The following is a 23,314-nucleotide window of genomic DNA, read 5'->3' on the forward strand; positions in this document are numbered from 1 at the left end:
GGATCCATGCCCGTCGCGTAGTAGAACCTGACGGCGGGCGTCACGCCGCCAAGGACGCCCGAAGTCGTCTCTTGCCGGTGACGATCGAGCCATACGATGACGATCAAATGACGCCCGGCGCAGAAGGTGACGCCCGGGTTGCCACCCCGTGGATCAATCGAGGGACCGCGCTGGATGCAGGTCCGCGTCGGCATTGCAAACGGGATGCAAACGGACGAGGAAACAGGAGATGGGGGGAGCAGACATGAGACACGATCACGAAAATATACGCCATATAGTACCCCTAATTCTGGGTCCCCTGCCAGGGCGACAAAACGTTCCGGGGTCACCGGGCATATTCTTCCGCGAAGCAGCAGGCGGAATTCTCCAACGGAAGGTGCTGAGGACCCCATGGGGGAATTTCCCGCTGGTCGCCTCACGAACGAACCGCCCGCCGAGGCCGATCGCGGGTTCCTTTGGGGGATCGAACCGTGAGCCCTAACGAGAATCCAATCAAGCACCTCGTTGTCCTGATGATGGAAAATCGGTCGTTTGACCATTATCTTGGTAGCCTCACGCTCGAAGGCCGAACGGATATTGAGGGACTGCCTAACCCCCTGCCGGTCGTAAAGAACCGAGCTGGGCAAGAAGTCCAAAGCTGGCAGATGGATGCGGGGTCCCCTCCAGTGCTCGAAGTTCCCGACCCGCCGCATGGATGGAAGAACGCCCACGCGGATTGGAATGACGGTAAGAATGACGGATTTGTGCTGCAGTACGAGTCACAGTACGAGGGCCACATCCCCGCTGTCGACATCCGAATCCCGATGGGCTTCTATACGAGAAAGACCCTGCCTGTGCTCTACGCGCTGGCGGATCAGTTCACCATCTGTGATCATTGGTTCGGATCCGTCCTGAGCTCCACGTGGCCAAATCGCAAATACCTCCATTCCGGGAAACGTGATCAGGACAACGACACCCAAACAGTCCCGCCGTTTCCAGGCTTCGAGACGGTCCCAGTGTACAATGTGCTGGAGGATCGCCCCAATCCCGATGTACCCGGCGGTCGGCTCACGTGGAAGTGCTACTTTACCGACCTTCCCTTCCTGGCATTCTGGTACAAGTTTGCCGCATACCATGCCGTCACAAACTTCACCCACGTCGCCGAATTCGTGACCGACTGCCGTGAAGACCGCCTCCCCACGGTCAGCATCATCGATCCTGCGTTCAGCCTGGCCGACGATCATCCCGCTCACAACCCCCGGCTTGGGGAAAAATTCATCGGGCTGATCGTGGATGCGCTCACACACAGCGAGAGCTGGCGCACAAGCGCACTCGTCATCCTCTATGATGAAAATGGAGGGTTCTATGACCATATCGCGCCGCCGGCGGCCTTCGAACCGCCACCCACCGACGACACGCCACTGGGCTTCCGTGTCCCTGCCCTCGTCATCAGTCCTTACCCGAAAGGGCCATCGTGCCACACCGTATTTGATCACACGGCCATTATAAAGAGCATTAACACACGCTGGAACGTCCCGTTGGGTGCCGACTTCGGACCGCGATGGAAACTGATGCCGGATATCTGGAGCGAGTGCTTCAACTTTGCGAAGAATCCGCTGCCGATGGGGACCTACACAGGAGACCCGATCACCGATCTGACATGGGGGACCGGCATTCACGATCGGATCACCAAACCGGCTGATATCCTCGAGGGATTCTTCGAGCGAATCTTCGTCCTTCCCGAGCTCAAAGCGCTCGACCGTCGTGCCCAGGTCTTCGATACGCTCACTGCCCTTGAGCAGTCCGTGATCAGCCTCAAGCGAATCATCACAGGCTAGCATTCCCTCGGACAGTCCCTTCTCGACAAGAACCTCAGGGCGCATTGGTGGAGTTGGTGGCGACCTACGCGTTCGATCTCCGCGGGCGCATCAAAGTGGAGCCCAAAGAGAAGTTCAAGGAGAGGCTGCGCCGGTCGCCAGACCGTGCCGATGCCCTCGCGCCCGTCGGCCCAGTGCTACCGGGAGGGGAGTTGCGCATCTCGTGGTTCTGAGGGTAGCAGTAGGAGGCCGCGTTGGGGATCATCCATGGCTTGGATGCAGTGCCTGGAGAGGGGATGGGGAAGTAGACATGAGCTACGAATCAGGCAAATATACCCCTATATTCCTGGGGACCCAACGGGCGATAAAAACGCCATCTAGCGACCGCACTGGAGCGATTTCGCGTCGGCCTTGCAAGCGGGCCACAAACGGACGAGGAAACTGGGAGGTAGGGGGATAGACATGAGATACGAATCGGGCAAATACACCCCATATGGCACCCCTATACTCCTAGGGACCCACGGGGCGACGAAAACGCGGATGTCAAGACAACGACATCATTGCTGACCCGGTTTCGGGACGAGAAGGCGAGTTACCTTCGGACCCTTGGGACTTGTCGAAGGGTTGCACCTTGTCAGGCCCCGAGCGGCTTTTGATGGCTCCGTGATCACAAGTTCTCCGCTCAATGCTGCAGGAGGCGGGTTCTCGCGATGGGTGTTAAGGGCTAGTTTGCAACACATACCCGAGATTCTTAGCGCGTGACCAAATCGGGGTAGCCATGCGATACATTACCATGTCCGGCTTGCTGGTTCTCCTGCTCCTGACCCCCATGCGCATCGCCTCGGGGCAGTCCCCTGTTTCGGATCATAGCGAGTACGCCAGTATCGTCGGCCTCATCCCGTTCGATCGGTCAGGACATGGCAGTTTTCCCGCGACTGGCTTTGTCGTGTCGTCGGAGGGACTTGTCCTCACGGCGGCTCACGCCGTGTACCGGCTCGCTCAGAAACCGACGCATTATCGGCTAGTGGTTATCTGGGTCAACTTTCAGGGAGAGCGGGAGTATTTCCTCGGGACCGTCGTCTGCTCGCAGCCCTTGCCCTACGACCCCGAGAAGGCCGGGCCTATCTCCGCGTATACGAAGGACCTCGCCGTGGTTCAGATTGAACCGGTGCCATTGGAGCCGGTGCCATTTTGGCCGCGCTGGCCGCAGGAGATTTCCCTCCCCCTTCCCGGCGGGCTACAGTACAGTTATGTGGCCCATACGGACGCGCTTCCAGCCTTCGCCCCCATTCGGCTCGCCAACTACAATCCCCACGTGGGGGAACGTATCCACGTACCGGGGTACAGCCATATCTCGCCGATCCCTGGGCTATTTACGGGAAAAGGGAGCGTCGAGCAGACATTTACTGGGGCCGATGGGTCGCCACTGTTCGGGATGTTCTACTCTAACCCTCCCCGGCCAGGGGCGAGTGGCAGCCCGGTTATCGACGATTCAGACGGTACGGTCGTGGGACTCCTCGCGTGGGGGGCCAAGAGCCCCGGCGACGATCAGACTCGCGGTGGGGGAGTGTCGAACGCCGCGCTCCACCATCCGTGCGGAGGTGAGACTTTGTGACCGTCTCGACGCAGATCTCGTGTCTTAAACTAACTCGATTGTCTTGCATAAGGATGGGGAGTGGTTTTCTGCTAACCTCTCCTGCGCGTTTTTGAGCAGCCCAATACACACGGCAGCTGCCGCGGTCCCCTCTCAACCCCAGCAGTTTTCTCATCGGTCTTCTCGCATGGATTCCCAATGCGGCGTAATGAGCTTACAAAACCTTGCGCCTCTGCCTATTTACTGACATGGCGTCCGCCTATATCGCAAAGAAAGATCAATTTCCCATTCGCTTTCTTTGATCCAGCGTGCGCCACCACATCGACGTACTCTTTCAGTTGGGTCGAGTAGACGGCCTCAAGTGCCTTTGTGTCTGCTGTCCCAGTGGCATCGGTCTTAAAGTCGAGAACGGTCACACCGCCGGTGTCTTCCAGGATCATATCGATGGCGCCCTCGATCGTCCCTTTTGGATCGGACTTCGCGAAAGGAACTTCTCGCCACAAACGACCAGAAACGGTGGCACGAACTGTATCCATAGCCAAGGCCGCCTGTACCAATTCAACCGCACGGCGGCGAATAGAGGCACCCAGGTCCTGCTGATCCGCGAAGTACCTGACGAAGCCCTCGACCAAGTCTGCTCGGGAGGCCGGGAGATTCGCCAGGACGGCGTGAACCAGTGTCCCCAGTGCTCGCCCACCGGGTTCGGACTCGAGAGAGGCACCCTTGCGCTGCAGCGCTTTGAGGGCTTTGTGATCCGCTAGACCGGAAGGGTTCCGCACGGGATCTGCAGTGCCCGCTGCCCCGACGGTGACCTCGCGTGCGTGGAGCCAGGCCTGACGTGCCCGAGCCACCGCTTCCCCTTCGGGCGTGGGACCGTCCGCAAGGCTTAGCCGGATTGGTGGCGGGTCAGTTGGAACCTTGGGGATCTGCTCGCCATCGACCAACAACCATCCGTTGTCCGCCCTTCCGAACTTCGGAACTGCGGGGATGAGGAGGCAAAGATCCTCCTGTATGCTGCCCTTCCCAGGCTTTGGAAACACGGGCAGGACGAGGGCGTTCTTCGCTCGAGTCATGGCGACGTACAACACCCGAAGGCGCTCCGCGGCCTCGCGGTTCGCATGATGGACCTTCAGCGTCTCGTACTCGCACGTCCGGATCGGCCACTCCTCAACCTTGCCCACGAGGGCAGCGTATACGCTGCCTGTGTGTTGTACAAGCAGATGCTCGGCGCCGCCCCCAGGGCCGCGCCCCAGGTCAGGAATGACCACGATCGGGAACTCCAGTCCTTTGGCGGCGTGAATCGACATGATCCGCACGACGTTATCGCCCTCTTCGACCGTCGGCGATTCGGCCTCGTCCACCGCCTGTTCTTCCATGTCCTTCAACCAGTGGACGAACGCGCGGAACGTGAGAATCCCGCTCTCCTCGAGTGCCCGGGCCAGCGTCACCACCTTCGTGAGGTTGGCGGCTCGCTGCTCCCCCTGCGGCATGAGCAAGAATGTCGGAAGCGCTTGGGTGCGGGCGATGACCATCTCCACCGTCTGCGGGACGCTCAGCTGCAACCTGGCCTCGTGTAGCTCGCGGAGGGCCGCATATGCGGCCTTGACACTTTCGGGACTCTGGACACTGGGGGACCGGTAGTCAAGAGCACCTCCCTGTCCCACAACAAAGTCATAGATTTCTCGGTCCGAGCAGCCGAAGATGGGCGACCGAAGCGCACCCCACACCGCCACGGGATCGGTCGGGTGCTCTACTGCGTGCAGGACATTGAGCAGCCACCCAACCTCCTCACGCTTGTAGAATGTGCGACTGCTCGTCACTCGGTAGGGAACACCGTAGCGCTTCAAAGCCTCCTCGTAGATAGGTACGTCACTCATCCCGCGAAAGAGCATCGCCACGTCTCCGTACCGGGAGGCTCGGCGGTCGCCTGCGACCCTCCACGTCTGGCCTTCGATGCTGTGGCGTAGGAACGCGGCGAGGACTTCTGCCTCTCTTTGACGGAGGGTGGCGGCGTCCACGTCCTCTCCAGCCGGCGGTCCCGGGTAGAGAAGCGTCAACGTAGATGAATCGTCGAACGATTTCGTTGCTGGGGCGGGGTGCAAGGCGACGTATTCCGGCTGATACGCCCCGTCGTCGGGCGACCGCATCCTCCCCTGGAAGGTTTCATTGACGGCTGTCAGGATCGGCTCGACCGACCGGAAGTTGGTGGTGACGTATAGGAGGACGCCCGAATTCATGAGAACCGCCTTCGCCCGCTGATACGTTTCGATGTCGGCGCGACGAAACGCATAGATGGATTGCTTGGGGTCGCCTACGATGAACAACTTCCCTGGCCGTAGCCGCACCTGATCCCATGACCGTGCCCGAGGGCCATCCTCGGCCAGGAAGAAGACGATCTCGGCCTGAAGCGGGTCCGTATCCTGGAACTCATCGACTAGAATGGCGTCGAAGCGCTTTTGAAAGTACGCTCGCACGTCGGAGCGCGCGCGGAGGAGGTCGCGTGCGATCAACAGGAGGTCGTCGAAATCGAGGAGCCCTTCGCGTGCCTTTAGCGTTTGGTACTCAACGACGTAGCCACGGAGCCAGTTGACCGCCCCGGCAGCCAGGTAATGCGCGTGTGCGGCCTGCAGTTCTTCGAGCTTGTCCTGAAGCGGCTCAAGGCGCCGCCTAACCTCGACCAGCGCTCCTCGAGCCCAGTTCTGCTGATTCCCGCCTACCGTGAGCTTCAAGCCGCTCAGAATTCCACGGCGGACCTCAGCTGGGCCAAGCCGGGCAAGGACATCCAGACGCTGTCCTAGCCGTTCCAGCTGGGCCACCGCTTTGTCGGCATGGTCCAAACAGTCAGTCCCGATCCTCGCGATGCAGGACCGAATCTTGGGCTCTGCCGAGGCGAGCCAGGGTATAGGATCCTGGGGAACCGGCCCACGATCCAGGGCCTCACTCACCACATCCCGGTACCGCAGGACCGCATCCGCGAGGGCGCGCAGGGGCTTCAGCGAAATGCCGAACTCGATTACCTCGCGCAGCGCCCCGTGCTCGTTATCCTTCTGCCGCTCCAGCCAGCGGTCCCAGGCCTGCGTCCGCAGGAGGGACGCGGTCAGTTCGTCTGCAACCGTGAATGCGGGGTCCACTCCGGCTTCGACTGGCCGCTCCCGAAGTAGGTCGGCTGCAAACGCGTGGATCGTTGAGACGGGGGCGATCTCGAGGTCCTCCAGCGCCGTCCGGAACCGGTCGGCCGCGTGGCTGGAGGCGGCCTCCAAGTGCGATTGGATCCGTTGCCGGATCCGGATCCGCAGCTCGGCGGCAGCTTTCTCCGTGAACGTGATCGCGACGATATCGCGCAGGCGAGCTTTCCCGGATTCCACGAGCGCCTCGATGCGATCGACCAGGAGGTGCGTCTTCCCGGTCCCGGCCCCGGCCTCGACGATAAAGGTCTGATCCAGCTCCGTCCGGACCCTCCGACGGGCCTTTGCGTCGGGCAGCATCCGTGCCGTCATTCGATTTCCCACATTCTCGTGATGGCGGCGATGGCTGGGTCGGCCCGTTTCCGTTCGGCGAGCCGGGCCCGCCCATGGCCGCAGGCTGACTGAAAGGAACACCACTTGCAGTTCTCTCCGCTCTTCCCGGGGTGCTGCGGGAACGTGCCTTCAGCAATCCCATCGGACATCGTCTTGAGCATGGTCGCGAACTCCGCAGATCGGCGGTCGAAGGCTTTGCGGGTGAAGCGGACTTGTTTGAACCCGCCCTTCGCAGTCGCATAGTAGTAGAGGGCCTCGGTCGTCCGGGCCGCCACGCCGTTGTGGGCAAGCATCGCATCCGCCGCTTGGAGGTAGATCGGGAGCTGAAGGCTCTGGCCTCCTCGAAATCTGTTGTCCTTCTCCTCGTAGGCGGCTCCGGTCTTGTAGTCGATCACCCGCGCGCTCCCCGCCGGGCTCACGTCGATGCGGTCGACATAACCCGTCAGTCGAAGCGTCCCGCCATCGGTCGGGAGCTCCAGAGGGTGCGGCATCGACCCCGGAGGCGCCGTCGCCCACGAAGGCGTCGGGCCGAACCTGGCTTCGAAGTATGCGGGAACGTACCCAGTTTCATCGGTGCATTCGAATCCCACAAACCCTTCGAGGTCCGTCAGGATCCGGGCCTGTTCCACGTCCCACATGAACGGGTAACCCACGGCACCGCTCTTCTCGAACTCTTGGAATAGCTGAGCCGCGATCGCGTGCAGACGTTCCCGATATTCCTTGATGCATGAAGTGCGCATCGGCACGAGATCATCCTTCACCAGCCCGGAGAGAAACTGGTCGAGGATATCGTGGATGAGCGAGCCGCGGTCGAGTGGGCTGATCGTCTCCACCGCTTCCGGCTCATCGATCTCGAACACGCGGAGGATCCGCTCGCCGAAGAACTTGAACGGACACAGTCCGTAGGTCTCCATCTGGGTCGCCGCCATGGTCTGCGGCAGGAGGACGGGGATCCCCAGTACCCCGTCAAATTCCGTGAACCGGGGGCGCCCCCACCGACTCCCTTCGGCCCGTGTCCCGCGTGCCATAGCCGCGAACCCGGGAAGACCGTTCAGTGAGGCAGTCTCGCTAGAGGTTAGCGCGCGGGAGACCGTGGCCAAGTCCCATTCACTCGAGTTCAGCGGGGCGTCGTCGCGGGCCAGTCGGCCAGCGGGGATCCGGTCGGTCAGGGTACCCAGCTCGTCATAGCCTGTCGGCTGACCCGTCACCGCCTCGGCCACCCGCAGCAGGTAATGGGACGGAACGCGGACTTGGCCGGTCGCTGCATCCAGCCGCGGGAACGTAAACACCACTTGCGCCTCGGCCGCCGCCAGCGCGTGCCGGAAGGAGAATCGCTCTTCGACGGCACGATCCGCCCGGACCGCGAGCGCCCTGCCATGTCGGGTGTTTAGGGCCTCCCGCTCCTGGTCGAGCAAAATGGGATCCTGTTTGGCGACGGGGGGGAACGACCGCTCGACCATCCCGGGGATGAGGACCAGCTTATAGGGCAACCCGGTGGCGCTGCTCAATGACGAGACGACCACCCGTCCGGTTCGGTAAACATCGCTCGGCGGCAGCCGCTCGGCGAGCAGATCCTCAAGCAGTCTAGCAAAGTTGTCAAACGTGACCTCTTCGTCCGCCACGTTCCGGCGCGCCAGGACGGCCAGTGCCTTCACGACGCCGCGATCTTGGCCGGTCAGGGTGGCCACCGAGAGGAGGGCCCGAAGCAGGTCGCCCATCAACTCTCCGATCGCGCCGCGGGGCGGAATTCCCTCCAGTCGTTTGAGCAAGATGTTGATCACGTGCTCGAAGGCGCGGAGCGACTTGGCGTTCCGGTCGAGTTGGGCCAAGCGCGGATCATCCGGCCCTGCGGTCCCGCGTCGCAGGCGACCGACGCGAGACTCGACCCGCCGGCGCATGGCCGAGACCCGGCTCTTCCATTGCTCGCGTCCCCCCACGATTCCGGCCTCCCGGCTGTAGCGGTCCCAATCCGCGGGCGAAGCCTCGGGGGGTCCCCCAAGCAACTGAACTCGCAGAGGGGCGGACCCAAGAAACTCCATCACATCCGCCCGTGGGTAGTCGCCGCGCCGGATCCGGACCAACAGTTGGAGAAGACGCCCCGCCGGCGTATTGTTCATGGGAATCCCGTCGAGAAAGACGTGCGGGATCCCAGCCGCCGCAAACACGTCCCGGAGGGTCCGTTCGTAGACCCCGGGCTGACGGAGTAGGACGGCGACGTCGGAGAACGAGGCGCCGGGCGTCGCAGCATAAGCGAGGACGTGGCGAGCCACTTCCTGGATTTCCGGAGCCGCGCCGGGCGCGGAGACGATCCCGACGTCGCAAGAAACGGGCAAGCCCCCGGATCTGTCGTTGAAGACCTCGTGGGCCAGAGCCTTTGGGCCCGAGACGATCGGGGCACCGGGGCTCGCCGGCGTGGCAAACCCCTTCGACCTCAACCAATCGAGCAGTGGCTGCGTGTATCCACCGACATCCTCTGGGATAAATGCATACCCGGGACGGTCCGCCACACACGCTTCAAAGAGGGTGCGCTCCAGGTGGTTAAGGTCGGAGAATCCGTAAAGACAAACAGCGAGCGCCGAACCTAGCGATGAGCTCGACCGGGCCGCTTGGGAGGCGATGGCCAAGCACTCGCTCGTGTCAAAGTAGCCTGCCTCCGCCTGCAGGCGTTCAACTTCGCGGTAGATCGCCGCGACTTCCTCGAGCTTCTTCGAGCGCATTGCCCCGGAGAACTCCTCGAGCCGATCGGGCGTGACGCCGGCCTTCTTGAGATCGGTCAGGGTGATAAGAACGGCGCGAGGGGTGCCGGGCGATTCCCGAATGGGGGCGAAGTAGCCATCGGACGTCACCTTGGCGTTAATGGCCTTGCGCGCAATCAGGAACGCTCCAAGGGGCGACACAGGAATGCGCCCTGATGCCACAAGGGCCTCGAGTCCAACAGATTCCGCGAAATCCGGAAAGGTCTGGAACCGCACATTGAAGCACACGCCATGACGTTGGGCCAACAGCCGCATGAGGTGCCGACCGAGGACATGCGTGGGCACGAGCACAACGATGGAGCCTAGCGGATCGCGCCGGCGAATGGCGGCGACAGCCTCGGAGAACGCATCCTCGAGGTGGGGCTGGAAGGTACCGACGTAGTAAGTTTGCGTCAATATAGTGAGCCTGTCGCTAGATCTCTGGCGGACTCAGATCTATTCGTAGATTGCTCAGGGCCCGTGCAACTTCGGGTTCGGGCGAGCGAGACGTGAGATAGGCGAGCAAATCTTCCTGCCGCGGCTGGCCGAAGACCATGCGGTAAAGGGTCAGAGCCCGCCGGAGAGCAGCCAAACGGTTGAGATCCCGGCTCATCGCCAAGGCGGGGACGTGTCGTTCGATCTTTGCTCCACCGTCAATCTGGTACACCCAAAATGGCACGAGGTCCGAAACGCCCTCAGCGCGATCGCGGCTGCCCTGCTCAAATGCCGAATCCCAGGGATCGTTGCACCCTGTTGAGAGCGCTGAGGCCCCGTAACGCAAAGCGAGGTTCCTGCGAACAGCATGGCCCTTGTACCGATGGATCCGGCCTTCGCGTTGCTCGAGGTCTACCGGATTGGAAGGGAGATTCCAGTGCACAACTGCGTGGCAGTAGGGGTGGAAATCGAGGCCTTCCTGCCCGATAGATGTGGTGGCGACCACAAAGGGCCAAAAAGGCGAATTAAAGGCAGCTCGGACCTGGTCCTTGCGTGTGACCTCGGCTCCGCCGTCTGCATCGTCATCTCCGAACCGCATGGCAAACCGGGCGCGCATGCCTTGGTCCTCGATCGCGATGGCGTGCGAATCATTGTTCACAACGATTTCGTCAACCCGCGTCGTCGATGCGCGCAGACCGAGCGCGAAGTCCATGGCGCCAGAAACGGCTGCGGACACCTCATCGGGTTTTTTGTCGAAGAGGCCCAGCATCTCTCGCAGCATATGGGCAAACTCGTCGAGCGTCGCTTGAAGGCCGCCGTTCACACAGTAGTCCAGCACTCGGCGCCAGTAGGGCTCCTCGGGGTTCATTCCGCGAATCAACGCCATGACCTCAGGGAGGTTGAACAGGCTTCGGAACGCCCAGGCCACCTGTCCGGCGTGATTCCGTAGCCAGTCTTCCGGAAACCGTGCCGGGCCTCCTGCGATGCGCGCGAGCGCGCGCATCGCGGCGACAGCCGGCCCCGCTAGCGCCATCTCGGCGAGGACGCTCACCAGATCATCAGGAGGGCGCCCTAGTGGCGGGCGGTCCGCAACAAGGTCTCTAGCCCGTTTCACGTGCTCAGCCCAAATCGTATCTTCGCTCTGGTCCCGACGCGATTCCCCGGCGCTCGACCAAATCCAGTCCAGATTGCCTTGCGAAAGCCACCTGCGCGCAGCGGCGGGTTCAGTCAGAACATCGAGCAGAATCGGTGCGGCCCAGTACCACGTTTCGTCCACCGGCCCCGTGCCGCCGAGGGTCGCCCCGATCGCGGGCAATAGCCCCTCCAGGCGGCTCCCGACCCACTTGAGCATCTCCGAAATGAGCGGCGCCGCCCCGTCCGCGCCTCGTTCGCGGAAGAACTCGAGCGGGTCTCCCAACCGACCCAGCGCCATGCTCGGGTAGATGAGCCCCAGCACGGGCATCCCTGTGAGACGCCCTTCGCTGTCGCGCGCGAATCTGAGCAGCGGACTCCGGCGTCGCCGCGCCTCGACGGTGTTCTCCAGCACCGTATCAGCCCCCGAGGTCATCATCAAGCGCTCAGACTCGTAGCTCAGAATCGCCGCGATCACCTTGGGCGCCACCAGCCACGATGAGAACACTAACCGTTTTGTGAAGCGCTCCAGCACCTGATCATCAAACGGCCCACCGAGCCGATAGTAAGGCAAGGAGGGCGGAATCCACAACAAACGCCACGCCCCATTCCTCACCGTCTCGGTCAACATGCCCCTCAGTCTCGCGTTGCCAGGATCGATTTCCCCATAGGCCCGGATGGCGGGCCAGGGCAGCAGGAGCGATCCTGCACCCGAAAGCGCGGCCTCGAGCGCGCTGTGCTCGTTCGGATCTCCGACGGCCTCTTTTAACGCGCGCTTGAGATCATAGTTGTCCATGAAGTTCAAGAGGTAGGGCGCCGACTTCCAATACTCGAGGGTACCGTTCGTCTCGAGCAAGCGGGCGACCCTCTGCAACGCCACGAAGGCCTCGAGGTCCTGAGGCTCGAGGGTAACTCCCAGCATCGGGGCCTCAACGAGCATTCCGTTACGATCCTCGGAGGCGGCGAGCCGCTCGGTCCGTAGCATCACGCTTCGCAGATGGAACTCCAGTTGATGCTTGAGCTCCACGAGCCGGCCAGTCCCACCGCCGTCCAGCCTGAAGAGTTCACGGCGGTACTCCTTGAGGAGCCCCGCTAGCGCAGCTTTCTTGGTTTCGTCGCCAAGCAGAAACCCGAGGGTCCGTACAAAATCGTTATAGTGATCGTCCTCGCTCATCTCGGAGGAGGTTGTGTACATTCGGTAGGGGGTTGCCGACAGTAACAGGACGCGCGCGGTTGAAACGTCATCCGCGTACTCGAACAAACGACGGGCAAGCTGGCTCGCCTCATCGTCCCCGTCGAGCAAGTGCTTGAATCGCTGGAACTCGTCCAGGATGATGAGATCCGGCTGAAGCGCCTGAAGGCAGGTTGCGGCCAGGAGACTCCGCAACTCGCCAATTAGCCGGCTACGGTCGGTGGCGTCCTCTTGCGGGATGTTCTTCTTATCCTTGCTGAACCGGGTGCAGAGGTCATCAAACCGCGACCGCAGGTCGGGTTGGCCCTTCTGCTGATCGGAGGCGATTTGCCGCCCAACCGCGAGAACAAACTCCTCGGCCAGAGATTTATCGATCTCTCGGCTGTCGCGGAAATAGCGCACCCGGTCCCTGAAATTCCCAGTCTGGACGTGGCCCCGTAGGACGTTCAGTGGGCCTGTTCCGCGCAGATCCCAAGCCTCGCTGAGCAGCCAGTACAGCAGCGCGCGCTCTTCGGCCGTTCCCAAGTTCGACTTTAAGCTGAACGACGTGCCCGGCGTGAAGGACACGAAGTTCACCGAGTTGGTCTTCAAGTCTCGTAGGGTGATGGGGAGCAGCGTAATCCGTGAAGCTAAGGGGAGGTCCTCCTGGCCGGTCACGTTTAAGCGGTTAATGTTTTGCCGCGCGATTTCCGCGCTCGAGCAAATGTACACGATATCGATACGGGGAACCCGCCCCCACAGATGGTCGATCGCCTTGGCGATCACGCCGCGCGCGACCAATGTCTTGCCCAGGCCGACCTCATCCGCCAACAGGAAGCGGCGGGGGGAGTCAACGTCGAGGAAGAGCCTGCGGAAGACATACTCGACCGACCGGCGCTGGAAATCCTTGAGGCCGCTGAGGACGGTGGGGACGTCAGGGCGTCGGGCCGGCGTACTCATCCTTCAGCCTCTGCCGCGCAGTCCAGATCGGTTGCCAGACGGAGTTAAACCCGGGGGGGAGGAGGGCCTCCCCCTCGGGCGATTTCCGCAGATCGTCTATGAGGCGAGCGACTTCGTCCAGCTTTGCCGGGTTGCGGTCGAGCGTGCTGACTAGGACCTCGAAAAGTGCCGACCCATCCTCGGGCCCGAACAAGCCCTTAGTCCCCGGACCCTGACCGTTTCCGGAGAACAGCGCGTCTCTCGCCTCAATCTCGTCTTCCGAAAGAAGGAGAAAAAGGAAGCGCAGGACGCGGTCAGGGTCCCGGAGCAGTGAACGGAGGATTCTGTCCCGCCGATCCGCCGGGGCCCCTTCGATGGGCAGGTTCAGGACGAATCGGACGGCTCCCGGCACGCCATCGACCGTCCCGGCGATCTCGAAGGCCAGGAACGACGTTAGAGCTTCAAACGACAGCAGCCCGAAGTCCGCCAGGAGGCCGGTCCCAGCGGACAGCGATAACGCAGCGACGTCCTCCTTGAGCGTGATGGGCCAGCATCGGATGTCAAGGTCAGACGGCAGGTTCACCGCTTCCGCACCCCGGCCGAAGAGTCCGAGCCGGATCTGCTCTGGGCCATCGCCTGGGTCAACCCGAAGATACAGGGGCGCCGAGGCTACGGCCCGCCGCGCCAGCTCGAGGTGGCGTTCAAGTTGTTCCGAGATCGGCTCGGCGCCGGGCGCCTGATTCCCTGGCTCGAAGAGCTGGAGAAGACCGGCAAAGGGTACTGATTCATCCCCTCCGAGTACCGCATCCACGCCGCACCGGCTCTTGGCCCCAACGAGTTCAATGAGAAACTCCACGTTCGCGCCAAAGGCCCGCTCGGTGGCATTGGCCGAACCGACCCACACCCGGGCATCCCATCCCGCGTCGGCGACGTACAACTTCGCGTGAAGACCCGAGAGGGAACGCTCGCCTCCCGCATTGGTCTCTTCGTCGATCTCGTTGGGAGCATCGGCCGAAGGATTCATGAAGAATACGCGCTCGAACTGCCCGAGCGCGGCAGGATCATCCAGCGCCTCCAGGCTCTCCAACCTGGAGACAAGGACGTGCTTGTCACCGTCCTTCGCGAGGCGAGAGAGAAGTCGTGGCGACAAAAAGGGTGAAATCACGAGCATGCGGTCGATGCGGCCCACAAACGGCCAGCGGCGCGCACCATCGATGCCAAGCGGCCAGAAGGTTATGGCCGCGAACCCGTCTGGGAGATCGAAGCGGACGCGACGCACCTCGTCCTGGAGGCGGTCGACATCTCGCTGAATCCTGTCGGGAATGGGCCGACGGATGGCCAAGCCCGGCAACGCCGCAAAGAAATCACCGAGCGGGTGGTTGTCGGCGAACGCGTTCCGCCGTTGTGCGAGTTCGCCGTTCAGGACCAAGATTGTGTCCCATGAGCGATCAAAGGTGAGGTTTCTCGTCAGACATACTAACCGGTAGAATACCCGCCCATCCGGGGCGGTGAAGCGAAGGGCCCAGATTTTTGGATGGAACACACCTTGGGGATTCGGCGGCACGACCTGTACGATGGAATCTTCAAGATACCCGAACAGCGTCTCATGCCGCTTAGGGATCGCGATGCCACCGGCATGGCAGAAGATGCTGACATGCTCCGCGTGACGCCGCAGGGCCTCAAGCATTGCCAGCGGGTCCGCGACCGGGCGTCCCTCCTCATCCCCCAAATCGAAGAGGGTGAACGCCAGAGGTGCGGTCAATGCGGCAAGCAGATCGAGAGAGTAGGTGGTGCCGATAGCGCAGTCGAGCGTGTGGCCTTCCGGAGGGCGTAACGCCTCCAGCAACAGGCGCCGGTCCTGCGGATCAAGCATCCGGCTCCTCGCGCTCCACGGCCCGGAGAATGTCGAGCACCATGGTCTGGGCGATGGGCCAACGATACGAAAGCTGCGCAGTACCAGCTTCGCCATTCCAGAGTTCCCGCGCGCGGAAATTATCCAGCCGAGCCAGCGCTCGCTTCAAGACGACCTCTCGGTCGTGAATCAATTGACGGGCGCGCTGATTCGCCCCGATGCGGGGGGCCTCTGGGGACAATGCCATCCCTAACCACGTGTCGATGAACGATTTCGTCGTGATGGGGATGTGCCCGCTGCCCGAGTGAGCTATCCCCCAGAACCCGCGCTGGTCCCATCTCGTCAGGGCATCCTTACGAGCTTCTAGCAGAGCCGCCCAGGATCGCAACCGCTCTTGGTAATCTGCAATCGTCTCACGATGCCCGCCCAGCTCCGCCAACATGAGGTTATAGAGGAGGGCCGTACCCCAGATCGACTCGGAAAAGTTCCGCGCGTGTGCCAGCTGATCTCGGATGCGGACGGGGAATTCCCCAACCTGGGGGTGCTCCCAAGGAAAGTCCACTGGCTGCCAGATGCGTCCGTGGTCGACGAGAAACGCAAGCAACGTCCCCTGAAGGCACGAGAGAATGCGTTCACGAAGGTACTCCGCCTCCGGCCGTTTGAGGTTAAACGATGCGACTGTCGGAAACCCACCTGGCGCAGATGGAATTCCTAAATGCCAGTTGGGTCGAACCGCACCCTCAGCCCGCTCGCCATCATCATCGCGGGTCCCGTTGGAAGTCGTTCCGGGATACCGCTCGATCAACCGCTGGTACTGTTCCTGAGATCCGGGAAACAGCCGGATGCCCCAGACCCCCAGCCCCTGCCAGTAGATATTGCTCGCTAACCGCTTGAGCGATGACCGCGCCTGAATGCCGATTGTTCCATCGTGGTCGGTAGATTTGGCCAGGACATCGATGAGTGCGGTTTCCTCACGCCGTGCCTTCGCAGCAATCTCGCGCGAGGAGATATGGCGCCGTTCCAAGTCTAAGTACATCCACGGGATGAACAGGAAATACCGGGCTCGACGTTGGAGGGTGCTCGTTCCCGGGAAAAAGATGTCAGCGAACGCATCACGCACGGTCCCAATACCCAATTCGTCGCGGGTATCTCGCTCAGCAAACACACCGATCACGTCGAGCATCTTCCGGCGCTCGTGCTCCGAGTAGTCCAACCAACCTATAAAGGATGCCGCTAAGTCGGACACCAACGTCCCCTAGTCGCTAGGCTTGTTCGTACACCGCCTGCTGCAGAGAAGCCAACGACAGGCGGTTCTATTCGCGGGCGAGTATGCGGCCAAACGTTATCGACCTCTCGGCGGAATCAACATATCTAACTGATGCCTTCTCCTCAAAGGAGCCGGCCAATTTCGGGAACGTTTCGCGAGTGAGTTACCTAGCGGTGACTCCCCGCCATCCCATGGCGCGCGTCCGTCTGTTGCATCGAAGGCTATCTCCTTTAGTGCCCATAGAATGGGAGGCATTAGACATTCCTCAAGCATGTTCGTAGCTAGGCAAATGAAGAATCTGGGACCAAAGCCTCGCGTCCAAGGCCAGGCGCTCGACAAGGAAAGTATAAACTACCAGAAACTTTATTCGATCAAATGAAGATGCGGATGTGATCCAGCGAGGACCCTATTGAGGATCAGTGTGGAGAACGTGCTCAGGACGACTGGCCATCTGAGATCGCGCTGAGTAAGATATGGCACCAATCGGCCAGCGCGAAAGGACAAGTTAGAGAACGTTGTGTCAGGCCCTGTGACGAAGGATGAGTTTGATCCGCCGCTCCTTCCAAAGCTTCTGCGTCAGCTTCCGCGTTTTATCGTAGCACTTCTTGGCGGGCGAACCTTGTGTAGGGATGCCGCATCGAGAAGATTAGCGATTGCCCGAGGGACCGCTGTAGGCCTCCGGGTAGCGAGTCGGCGCCACGTGGTTTCCGCAACTTGGCGAATTTCAGTTCGATCAGCACACGCCCAATTCTCTCGTGACAGACAAAGATATCGTCGCTAGCATAGCGCCCCAGAATTGCTACGTGCTGAAGGCTCTTGGACTTGCCCCAGTTGGGGTTCCCATGATAGTAGAGCACATCATAGAGATCGGCGTCGAGGAGATTCAGCTTCGAACGCACGTAGCGCTGGACATAAGGAACAAGCGCTTTCTCATGGGCCGCTTCGCCCTTGATGCGCTCAGGTAAAGGTGCCCTCTCAATGACGCGAGCGAGGCCGAGGGCCACCGCGTACGCTACGGTCGGAGTTGGGGACCATCGAGAGACCTGGGCGGTAAAATCGCTCGGATTCCGGCTCTGGCTGAGGCGGGGTTACTACCGCGAGTATCAGACGGCACCGGGGAGCCAAGCCATAGTGGACGCTGTGGGCACGCTCGAGGCCCGGGCGTGGGTGGATGGCCCCGAACGCCTCGTGTACACGCGCGTCGGGGAGCACGGCGGCGCCGTTTACGTGGACCTCGTGAACGGAGGGTGGGAGACCGTCGAGATCACATCGACAGACTGGCGCGTCGTTCCCGACCCACCGGTAATGTTCCGCAGGGCACGGGGCATGAGAGCCCTCGCGACCCCCGTCCCCGGCGGCAGTCTGAACGCCTTACGCCAATTCGTCAACGTGGCCGACGATCGCAATTGGATGTTGATCGTGGGGTGGCTCCTGGGGGCGGCGTGGCCAAGCGGCCCGTACCCGATCCTGGTCCTCCACGGGGAGCAGGGGTCAGCCAAATCCACCACCGCCCGCGTGCTGCGCGCCCTCCTCGACCCGAACGCGGTCCCGCTCCGGAGTGAATCCCGCGAGGACCGCGACCTGATGATCGCCGCAACGAACAGTTGGATCGTCAATCTGGACAACCTGTCCCGCCTCTCTGGGCGGATGTCCGACGCGCTGTGCCGCCTGGCTACCGGCGGCGGGTTCGCCACTCGCGAGCTTTACACTGACGCCGAGGAAGCTTTGTTCGAGGCGCAACGGCCGGTCATCCTCAACGGGATCGAAGAGCTGGCGACCCGGAGCGACCTGCTGGACCGCTCGATTATCGTGTACCTCCCTACCATCCCGGACGAACGTCGGAGGGCCGAGACGGAGTTCTGGCGCGAGTTCGAGGCGGCCCGGCCCTCGATCCAGGGGGCGTTGTACGATGCGGTTTCCGCCACCCTGCGGGCACTCCCAGGGGTGGCGCTCGAAGCAATGCCCCGAATGGCCGACTTCGCTTGCCGCGTGGTGGCGGCTGAGCCGGCCCTCGGATGGCCGACAGGTGCGTTCCTCGCCGCGTACGCAGAGAACCGGGAAGCGGCAAACGAGCTCCCGCTCGAGGCGTCCCCGGTGGCGGAGGCGATGCGGACCTTCGCCGAACAGCAGAGCGAGTGGGCGGGGACGGCGACCGAGCTCCTCGAGAGGCTCCAGAAACTCGTCGACGAGGCCGTCACCCGCCAGAAGGGGTGGCCCAAGGCCGCTCACGCCCTCTCCAACACCCTTGGCCGCCTGGCCCCGAACCTCCGCGCGGTCGGCGTGAGCGTGGCGTTCTCCCGGGCAGCCCGCAGGCGGTCGATCACCGTGCGGAAGATCGCGGAAGAGAGCGTCACGAGCGTCACCCCAGCCATGGCGGCCCAAACGCCCGTTGCCCGCGATGACGATCGAAACGGAGCCGTGACGAGGGGGGAGGCGGGCGTGACGCCGCCCACACCTGGACAGTCACCGCCCCGGAAGCCGCGGAGTGACGCTCGTGACGATAATGACGCTTCCTTGCCGCTGTTCACTAATCGGGATATCCCCGAGGCTTCGTGCGAAGATCCGCAGCAGGCGAGGCCCTGCCACTGGTGCAAGGGCACGCGATACTGGCGGTCTCGGAACAGCTCTACGTTGATCTGCGCTATTTGCCATCCGCCCGCGCGTGCCAGCCTCGTGGCGGAGTGGGTCGATGTATCGGTTAAGGGCATGCCGGCTCAGGGTGGATCCGACGTGCCGACGGGAGAGCAAGATGACGAGGGATGCTAGTGAGCCTCTGCTGATCAAGGTCGCGGAGGCCGCAAGGATCATTGGCATATCGCCGCGGCGGCTGTACGATCTCGCGGCGCGAGGAGCTCTCCCTCCCGGTATGGCCATCCGATTCGGTCGGTCGGTGCGCGTGTCCCGGCCCCGACTTCTTGCCTGGCTAGGGAGAGAATCCAAAGACGAAGGCCCCGTGACCAGGGGACCGGAGAGCTAGCCGGCGCGGCCACCTAGGCCCCCCTCCTCTCCACCTCCAAGGCCTGAAACCTGTTGGCAAACTGCCGAAAGGACCGGGGGCCGCAGCGCGGGCATTGGCTGGACCGGGACGATGGACTGGCTACAAAGATCTGCGGTCTTCGGAATGGAGGAATCTTGTGCGAGCCTATCGCGCCGTGGTTTTTTGGGAATGGAAAGGGTGGTTTGGATTGGGGGACACCGTTGACCGCCTTCGCTGCCGGTGACGCGTGAGGGGCCACATCCGCAAACGCGGAAACTCTTGGGCCGTGGTCGTGTACCTCGGCCAGGACCCGGCGACCGGCAGGGCTCGGCGGAAGTGGTACACGTACCCGACCCGGGGGGAGGCGCAGGCCCAGCTCTCCCACATCCTGACCCAGCTCCACGGCGGCGGGGCTTTGCCCTCAACGAAGCTCCGGACCGGGGAGTACCTGGAGAAGTGGCTGCACGACTACGCAGGGGGCGCCGTCGCGCCCACCACGTTCGCGCGGTACCAGGAAATCGTGAGCCTGCACTTGACGTCCGCCCTCGGGTTCATTCCGTTGCAGAAGCTCTCGCCCCAGGCGATCCAGGGCTACTTTACGGCGAAACTTGCGTCCGGTCTCTCGTCGACGACCGTGCGCCACCACGCGACGCTCCTTCACGGGGCGCTGCGACACGCGGTGAAGTGGGGGCTGCTGGCCAGGAACCCCGCGGACATGGTGGACCCGCCGCGCCGATGCCGCTCGGAGATCCGGGTGCTGGACGAGGAGCAGGTGCGATTGTTCCTCGCGGAAGCAAGGAGATCGTCAGTGCACTACCGTCTATACTTGGCCGCCCTCACGACCGGGATGCGGCAAGGCGAACTCCTCGGGTTGCGATGGAGGGATGTGGATCTAAGCCTCGGCGTAGCATCGGTCCAGCAAACGTTCTACCGCCTGGGGAAGCGGATGCTCTTCAAGGAGCCCAAGACCGCGACCGCCCGGCGCACCGTCGCCCTGCTCTCGGTCCTGGTGCAGGAGCTCCTGAGCCTCCGGGGCGAGCAGCGCGTACGTCACGGTGCGCTCGGCGATGCCTACAAGGACCGCGATCTCGTTTTCTGCCAGCCCGACGGACGCCCGCTCCACGCAAACAATATCGCCCGACGAGACCTCAGGCGCGTGCTCAAGAAGGCCAAGTTGCCCACCATTCGGTTCCACGACCTCCGCCACTGCCATGCCACCCTTTTGCTCCGCCAGGGCATCCACCCGAAGGTGGTCCAAGAGCGGCTCGGTCACAGTTCACCCGCGTTTACGCTGCACGTGTACAGTCACGTTCTGCCCGGGATGCAAGAGGAGGTTGTGAGGCGCCTGGATCAGGCACTCCGCGAAAAGCCAGAGTGAGAAGACTGACCAACCACCAGCCTAAGAGCACGAAGTTGGGAGCAGATGATGGGAGGCGATCGAGATGAAGATTGATGCCGCAGAACGGGAAACGGTTATCCAGTGGTCCGATGCCGACCAGGGAATCGCGCACGTCTACAGCTGTCAGGGTCCCATGATGCGGAAGCTGGCGAAGCATCCTCGGGCCAAGCTCGTGGAGACGCACAGGGATGATACCGAGAAGGTCACGGCGATGGAATTCGAGCTGCCCCTTGAGTGCGTTCACATCCGCAGGGGTCGCCGGCGGGTGACGGACACCCAGCGGGAGGCGGCGAGGCAAAACGCTGCCAAGGCGAGATCGAAGCGCGCTTCTCCCGTCGTTTCTCTTGTCTAGAAAGGCCCGAGTACGGAAAGCGAGCGGGGTGCCAAGAGACCGACCCGCCGTTTCATGCCTCCCTGAACTGTCGGGTCCGAGAGGCTGAGAATACCAAAGGGACGAGCCGGGTTAAAAGAGGCATTGTTTAGGAGCCCCTGCTATTTTGGAAGTCCACCAAGGTCCCAAATGGTCTCAAGGATGAGCGAAATCAGCTGCCGGCTGGCTTATGGGCGAGCAGATCCCGCAGAAGCGTTTCGATCTCTGCGAAATTGGCGGCATCGGGAATGTCGATGGCGGCGCACGGCCCATTGTAGAAGTCCTGAACCGGCTGCGAGAGTGATGCGACAGCGTGTATTTTGATCAGATCACGGATGCGTACTTCGGGCAGCATCGCGATGAAGCGCACCTTCTTCTTCCGGATCTTGAGGAACGCCACATTCGTTGGGGCTTTGATGGAAATGTAATATTTCTGCGGATTGAAGATGACGCTTCCGTCGATGAGCGTCGCAGCTTGCTTGATCTTCGCGTAAACGTCTCTGATCGATTGCGGCACGTCTTCAAGATGGAATTGCTCACTGTAGGGGCCCTGCTCCCCGCTTCCTTCGTCATTAGGCGCTTCTTCCGTCTCTGCGTACTGCAATGTCTCGACATCCGGGGAGACGGAGTATGCGACGTCGTTACCACTCATGTACTTTCTGACCTCGAGGCACTTGACCATCTTCCCCCATGTGTCAGTATAAGTCGCCATGATCTCAGGGAGCTCAGCAATGCCGCCATCGGTGACCAAGAGAATATTCTGGCTCGTCTCGATGATGTCGCTCAAGAACTTGTAGATCTCTGTGTGCCCTATGTACTTTCGGAATTCCGACTTCAGCTGGGGGTCGCTGTCGACGACCGAGAAGAGCTTATCCACGAGGCGCTTCTGAAGCCCTGTGTTCTTGAAAAAGGCAAAGAACTTCGTGATCTGTGGGAAAATGTGATCGTAGAATCCATGCCGCGACAACTCGACCTCGACGATGTAAAATTGCGGGTCGGTAGGGTCTTTGAAATCGAAGAAGAAACCATCTGGGACCGTGGCACCTAAGGTTTTGGATTCGATCTTCTTCTTGGCATCGATGTAGATTGTGGCCTTACCGAAGAGGACGCTGGAAGAGTCGCGGATATCCTCTTCGAAGTCCTTCTCGACGCCATACTTGTTCAGGTCGAACCTACGTCCGCTCGCGATAATCGTCATGCGCCCCCCCCCACCTGCGGCCTGCGATGTCGGTGCGTAACGATTATTCTCGATTCTGGATGATGCTATCTGGCCCTTATTATAGCTGCGCCGTACGTCGAGAGTGATGGCCTCGCAGAGGAAAGGAGTCTCGCGTTTGCAGGCGTTTGCAAAACAGGCTGCTCGGAGGACCCCTCTCGGGGGGACAACCTTCTGGAAGCCGCGTCCTGTGCGGTTTTCCGTGGTGGGCCGTGCAGGACTCGAACCCGCGACGCCCGGGTTAAAAGCCCGGCGCTCTACCCACTGAGCTAACGGCCCACACTCGGCATTTTAGCATATGGCACAAGCGGTCGCTCCATACGAGGTCCTTGACGCGATGCCCCGCGTCAACTATTTCGAGCATTTCCAATTAAGACCAATTCCAGCGGCTTCGGAACGAGACGGAAGGAAAAGCAGGTAAGAGGTGTGGTCGATCTAGCTACGCCGGCGAATCCTCGCAACGCGGCGCGCATCCTCCCATAATCGACGGGCCTCGTCCACGAGGCGTCCGTGGATCCAGACCTCCCAAGTGCCAGCGATCTGTGACAACAGAACGATCGCGTTCAATTCTTCGCGGGTGCGAATCTTCTGGCGCTCTCCGCCACCATCGACGAAATACTCGACCTCAGCTTCGTCCCTCCATTCAAGTTGGGCGTAGTTCCAGGGTCCGGCGAATGGAATCCTTCGGACGTGGATTAAACCGGCATGGATAGTAACAGGAAAGAACCGGTCGGGCAGTTTGAACCCGGCAGTAGAATCTCGATCTGAGAAAGTTGGCTGCATTCAAGGCCCCGATGATAGGAGGAAATGTAACTATCATTTACATTACCGCTTGCTAAAAACCAGGACTATCATCCAGATGATGGATTCCTCCCTCATCCCATCGGCTATAACCAGGATCACCAGCCACCAAC

The 23,314-nt window shown here is 61.7% G+C and carries 14 protein-coding genes and 1 tRNA gene; 8 read left to right on the plus strand and 7 right to left on the minus strand.

All coding sequences use genetic code 11. The annotated features are described in order from the left end of the window. The first annotated feature begins 470 nt into the window (after positions 1–470). The 3 genes from VKV57_14835 (at position 471) to VKV57_14845 (ending at position 3,411) form a co-directional block, all read left to right on the plus strand. Complete coding sequence (locus tag VKV57_14835; GenBank protein HLW61176.1) at positions 471–1,817, plus strand: alkaline phosphatase family protein; 1,347 nt, start codon at positions 471–473, stop codon at positions 1,815–1,817. Positions 1,818–1,864: 47 nt separating this feature from the next. Beyond that, the gene (locus VKV57_14840) at positions 1,865–2,029 is read left to right on the plus strand and encodes a hypothetical protein (GenBank protein ID HLW61177.1); all 165 of its coding nucleotides are present in this window, start codon (positions 1,865–1,867) and stop codon (positions 2,027–2,029) included. Between the two features lie 545 nt (positions 2,030–2,574). After that, positions 2,575–3,411, plus strand: a complete 837-nt coding sequence (locus VKV57_14845; GenBank protein ID HLW61178.1) for a serine protease — start codon at positions 2,575–2,577, stop codon at positions 3,409–3,411. 215 nt (positions 3,412–3,626) lie between these two features. On the opposite strand, the gene VKV57_14850 is transcribed toward VKV57_14845, so the two are convergent. The 5 genes from VKV57_14850 to VKV57_14870 all read right to left on the minus strand — a co-directional run bounded on the left by VKV57_14850 (position 3,627) and on the right by VKV57_14870 (position 16,417). Then, positions 3,627–6,887: a UvrD-helicase domain-containing protein gene (locus VKV57_14850; protein HLW61179.1), complete on the minus strand. Its 3,261-nt coding sequence runs from the start codon at positions 6,885–6,887 to the stop codon at positions 3,627–3,629. Then, positions 6,884–10,060 carry a PD-(D/E)XK nuclease family protein gene (locus tag VKV57_14855; protein HLW61180.1) on the minus strand — a complete coding sequence of 1,059 codons (3,177 nt, stop codon included), beginning with the start codon at positions 10,058–10,060 and terminating at the stop codon, positions 6,884–6,886. Before VKV57_14855 ends, VKV57_14850 begins: the two co-directional genes overlap by 4 nt. 16 nt (positions 10,061–10,076) lie before the next feature. Next, positions 10,077–13,211, minus strand: coding sequence for a helicase-related protein (locus VKV57_14860; GenBank protein HLW61181.1), 3,135 nt, complete (start codon positions 13,209–13,211; stop codon positions 10,077–10,079). 103 nt (positions 13,212–13,314) lie between these two features. Continuing rightward, positions 13,315–14,748, minus strand: coding sequence for a phospholipase D family protein (locus VKV57_14865; GenBank protein HLW61182.1), 1,434 nt, complete (start codon positions 14,746–14,748; stop codon positions 13,315–13,317). A gap of 436 nt (positions 14,749–15,184) precedes the next feature. After that, positions 15,185–16,417, minus strand: coding sequence for a DUF6361 family protein (locus tag VKV57_14870; GenBank protein ID HLW61183.1), 1,233 nt, complete (start codon positions 16,415–16,417; stop codon positions 15,185–15,187). 824 nt (positions 16,418–17,241) lie between these two features. Between VKV57_14870 and VKV57_14875 the strand changes: the two genes are divergently transcribed. The 5 genes from VKV57_14875 to VKV57_14895 all read left to right on the plus strand — a co-directional run bounded on the left by VKV57_14875 (position 17,242) and on the right by VKV57_14895 (position 21,166). Beyond that, on the plus strand, positions 17,242–17,403 hold the full coding sequence (locus VKV57_14875; GenBank protein ID HLW61184.1) for a hypothetical protein: 162 nt from the start codon (positions 17,242–17,244) through the stop codon (positions 17,401–17,403). 166 nt (positions 17,404–17,569) lie between these two features. Next, positions 17,570–19,204, plus strand: coding sequence for a hypothetical protein (locus VKV57_14880; GenBank protein HLW61185.1), 1,635 nt, complete (start codon positions 17,570–17,572; stop codon positions 19,202–19,204). Then, on the plus strand, positions 19,188–19,415 hold the full coding sequence (locus VKV57_14885; protein HLW61186.1) for a helix-turn-helix domain-containing protein: 228 nt from the start codon (positions 19,188–19,190) through the stop codon (positions 19,413–19,415). Before VKV57_14880 ends, VKV57_14885 begins: the two co-directional genes overlap by 17 nt. Before the next feature lie 247 nt (positions 19,416–19,662). After that, positions 19,663–20,793 carry a site-specific integrase gene (locus VKV57_14890; GenBank protein ID HLW61187.1) on the plus strand — a complete coding sequence of 377 codons (1,131 nt, stop codon included), beginning with the start codon at positions 19,663–19,665 and terminating at the stop codon, positions 20,791–20,793. A gap of 64 nt (positions 20,794–20,857) precedes the next feature. Then, positions 20,858–21,166, plus strand: a complete 309-nt coding sequence (locus VKV57_14895; protein HLW61188.1) for a hypothetical protein — start codon at positions 20,858–20,860, stop codon at positions 21,164–21,166. A 190-nt stretch (positions 21,167–21,356) separates the two neighbouring features. Here the strand turns inward: VKV57_14895 and VKV57_14900 are convergent, their stop codons facing one another. Together VKV57_14900 and VKV57_14905 are read right to left on the minus strand one after the other, a co-directional pair. Next, positions 21,357–22,382 carry a hypothetical protein gene (locus VKV57_14900; protein HLW61189.1) on the minus strand — a complete coding sequence of 342 codons (1,026 nt, stop codon included), beginning with the start codon at positions 22,380–22,382 and terminating at the stop codon, positions 21,357–21,359. 221 nt (positions 22,383–22,603) lie between these two features. After that, positions 22,604–22,679, minus strand: a tRNA-Lys gene (locus VKV57_14905). Positions 22,680–23,314: the final 635 nt, after the last annotated feature.

This window comes from bacterium (genome assembly GCA_035307765.1).
GTDB lineage: Bacteria > Sysuimicrobiota > Sysuimicrobiia > Sysuimicrobiales > Segetimicrobiaceae > Segetimicrobium.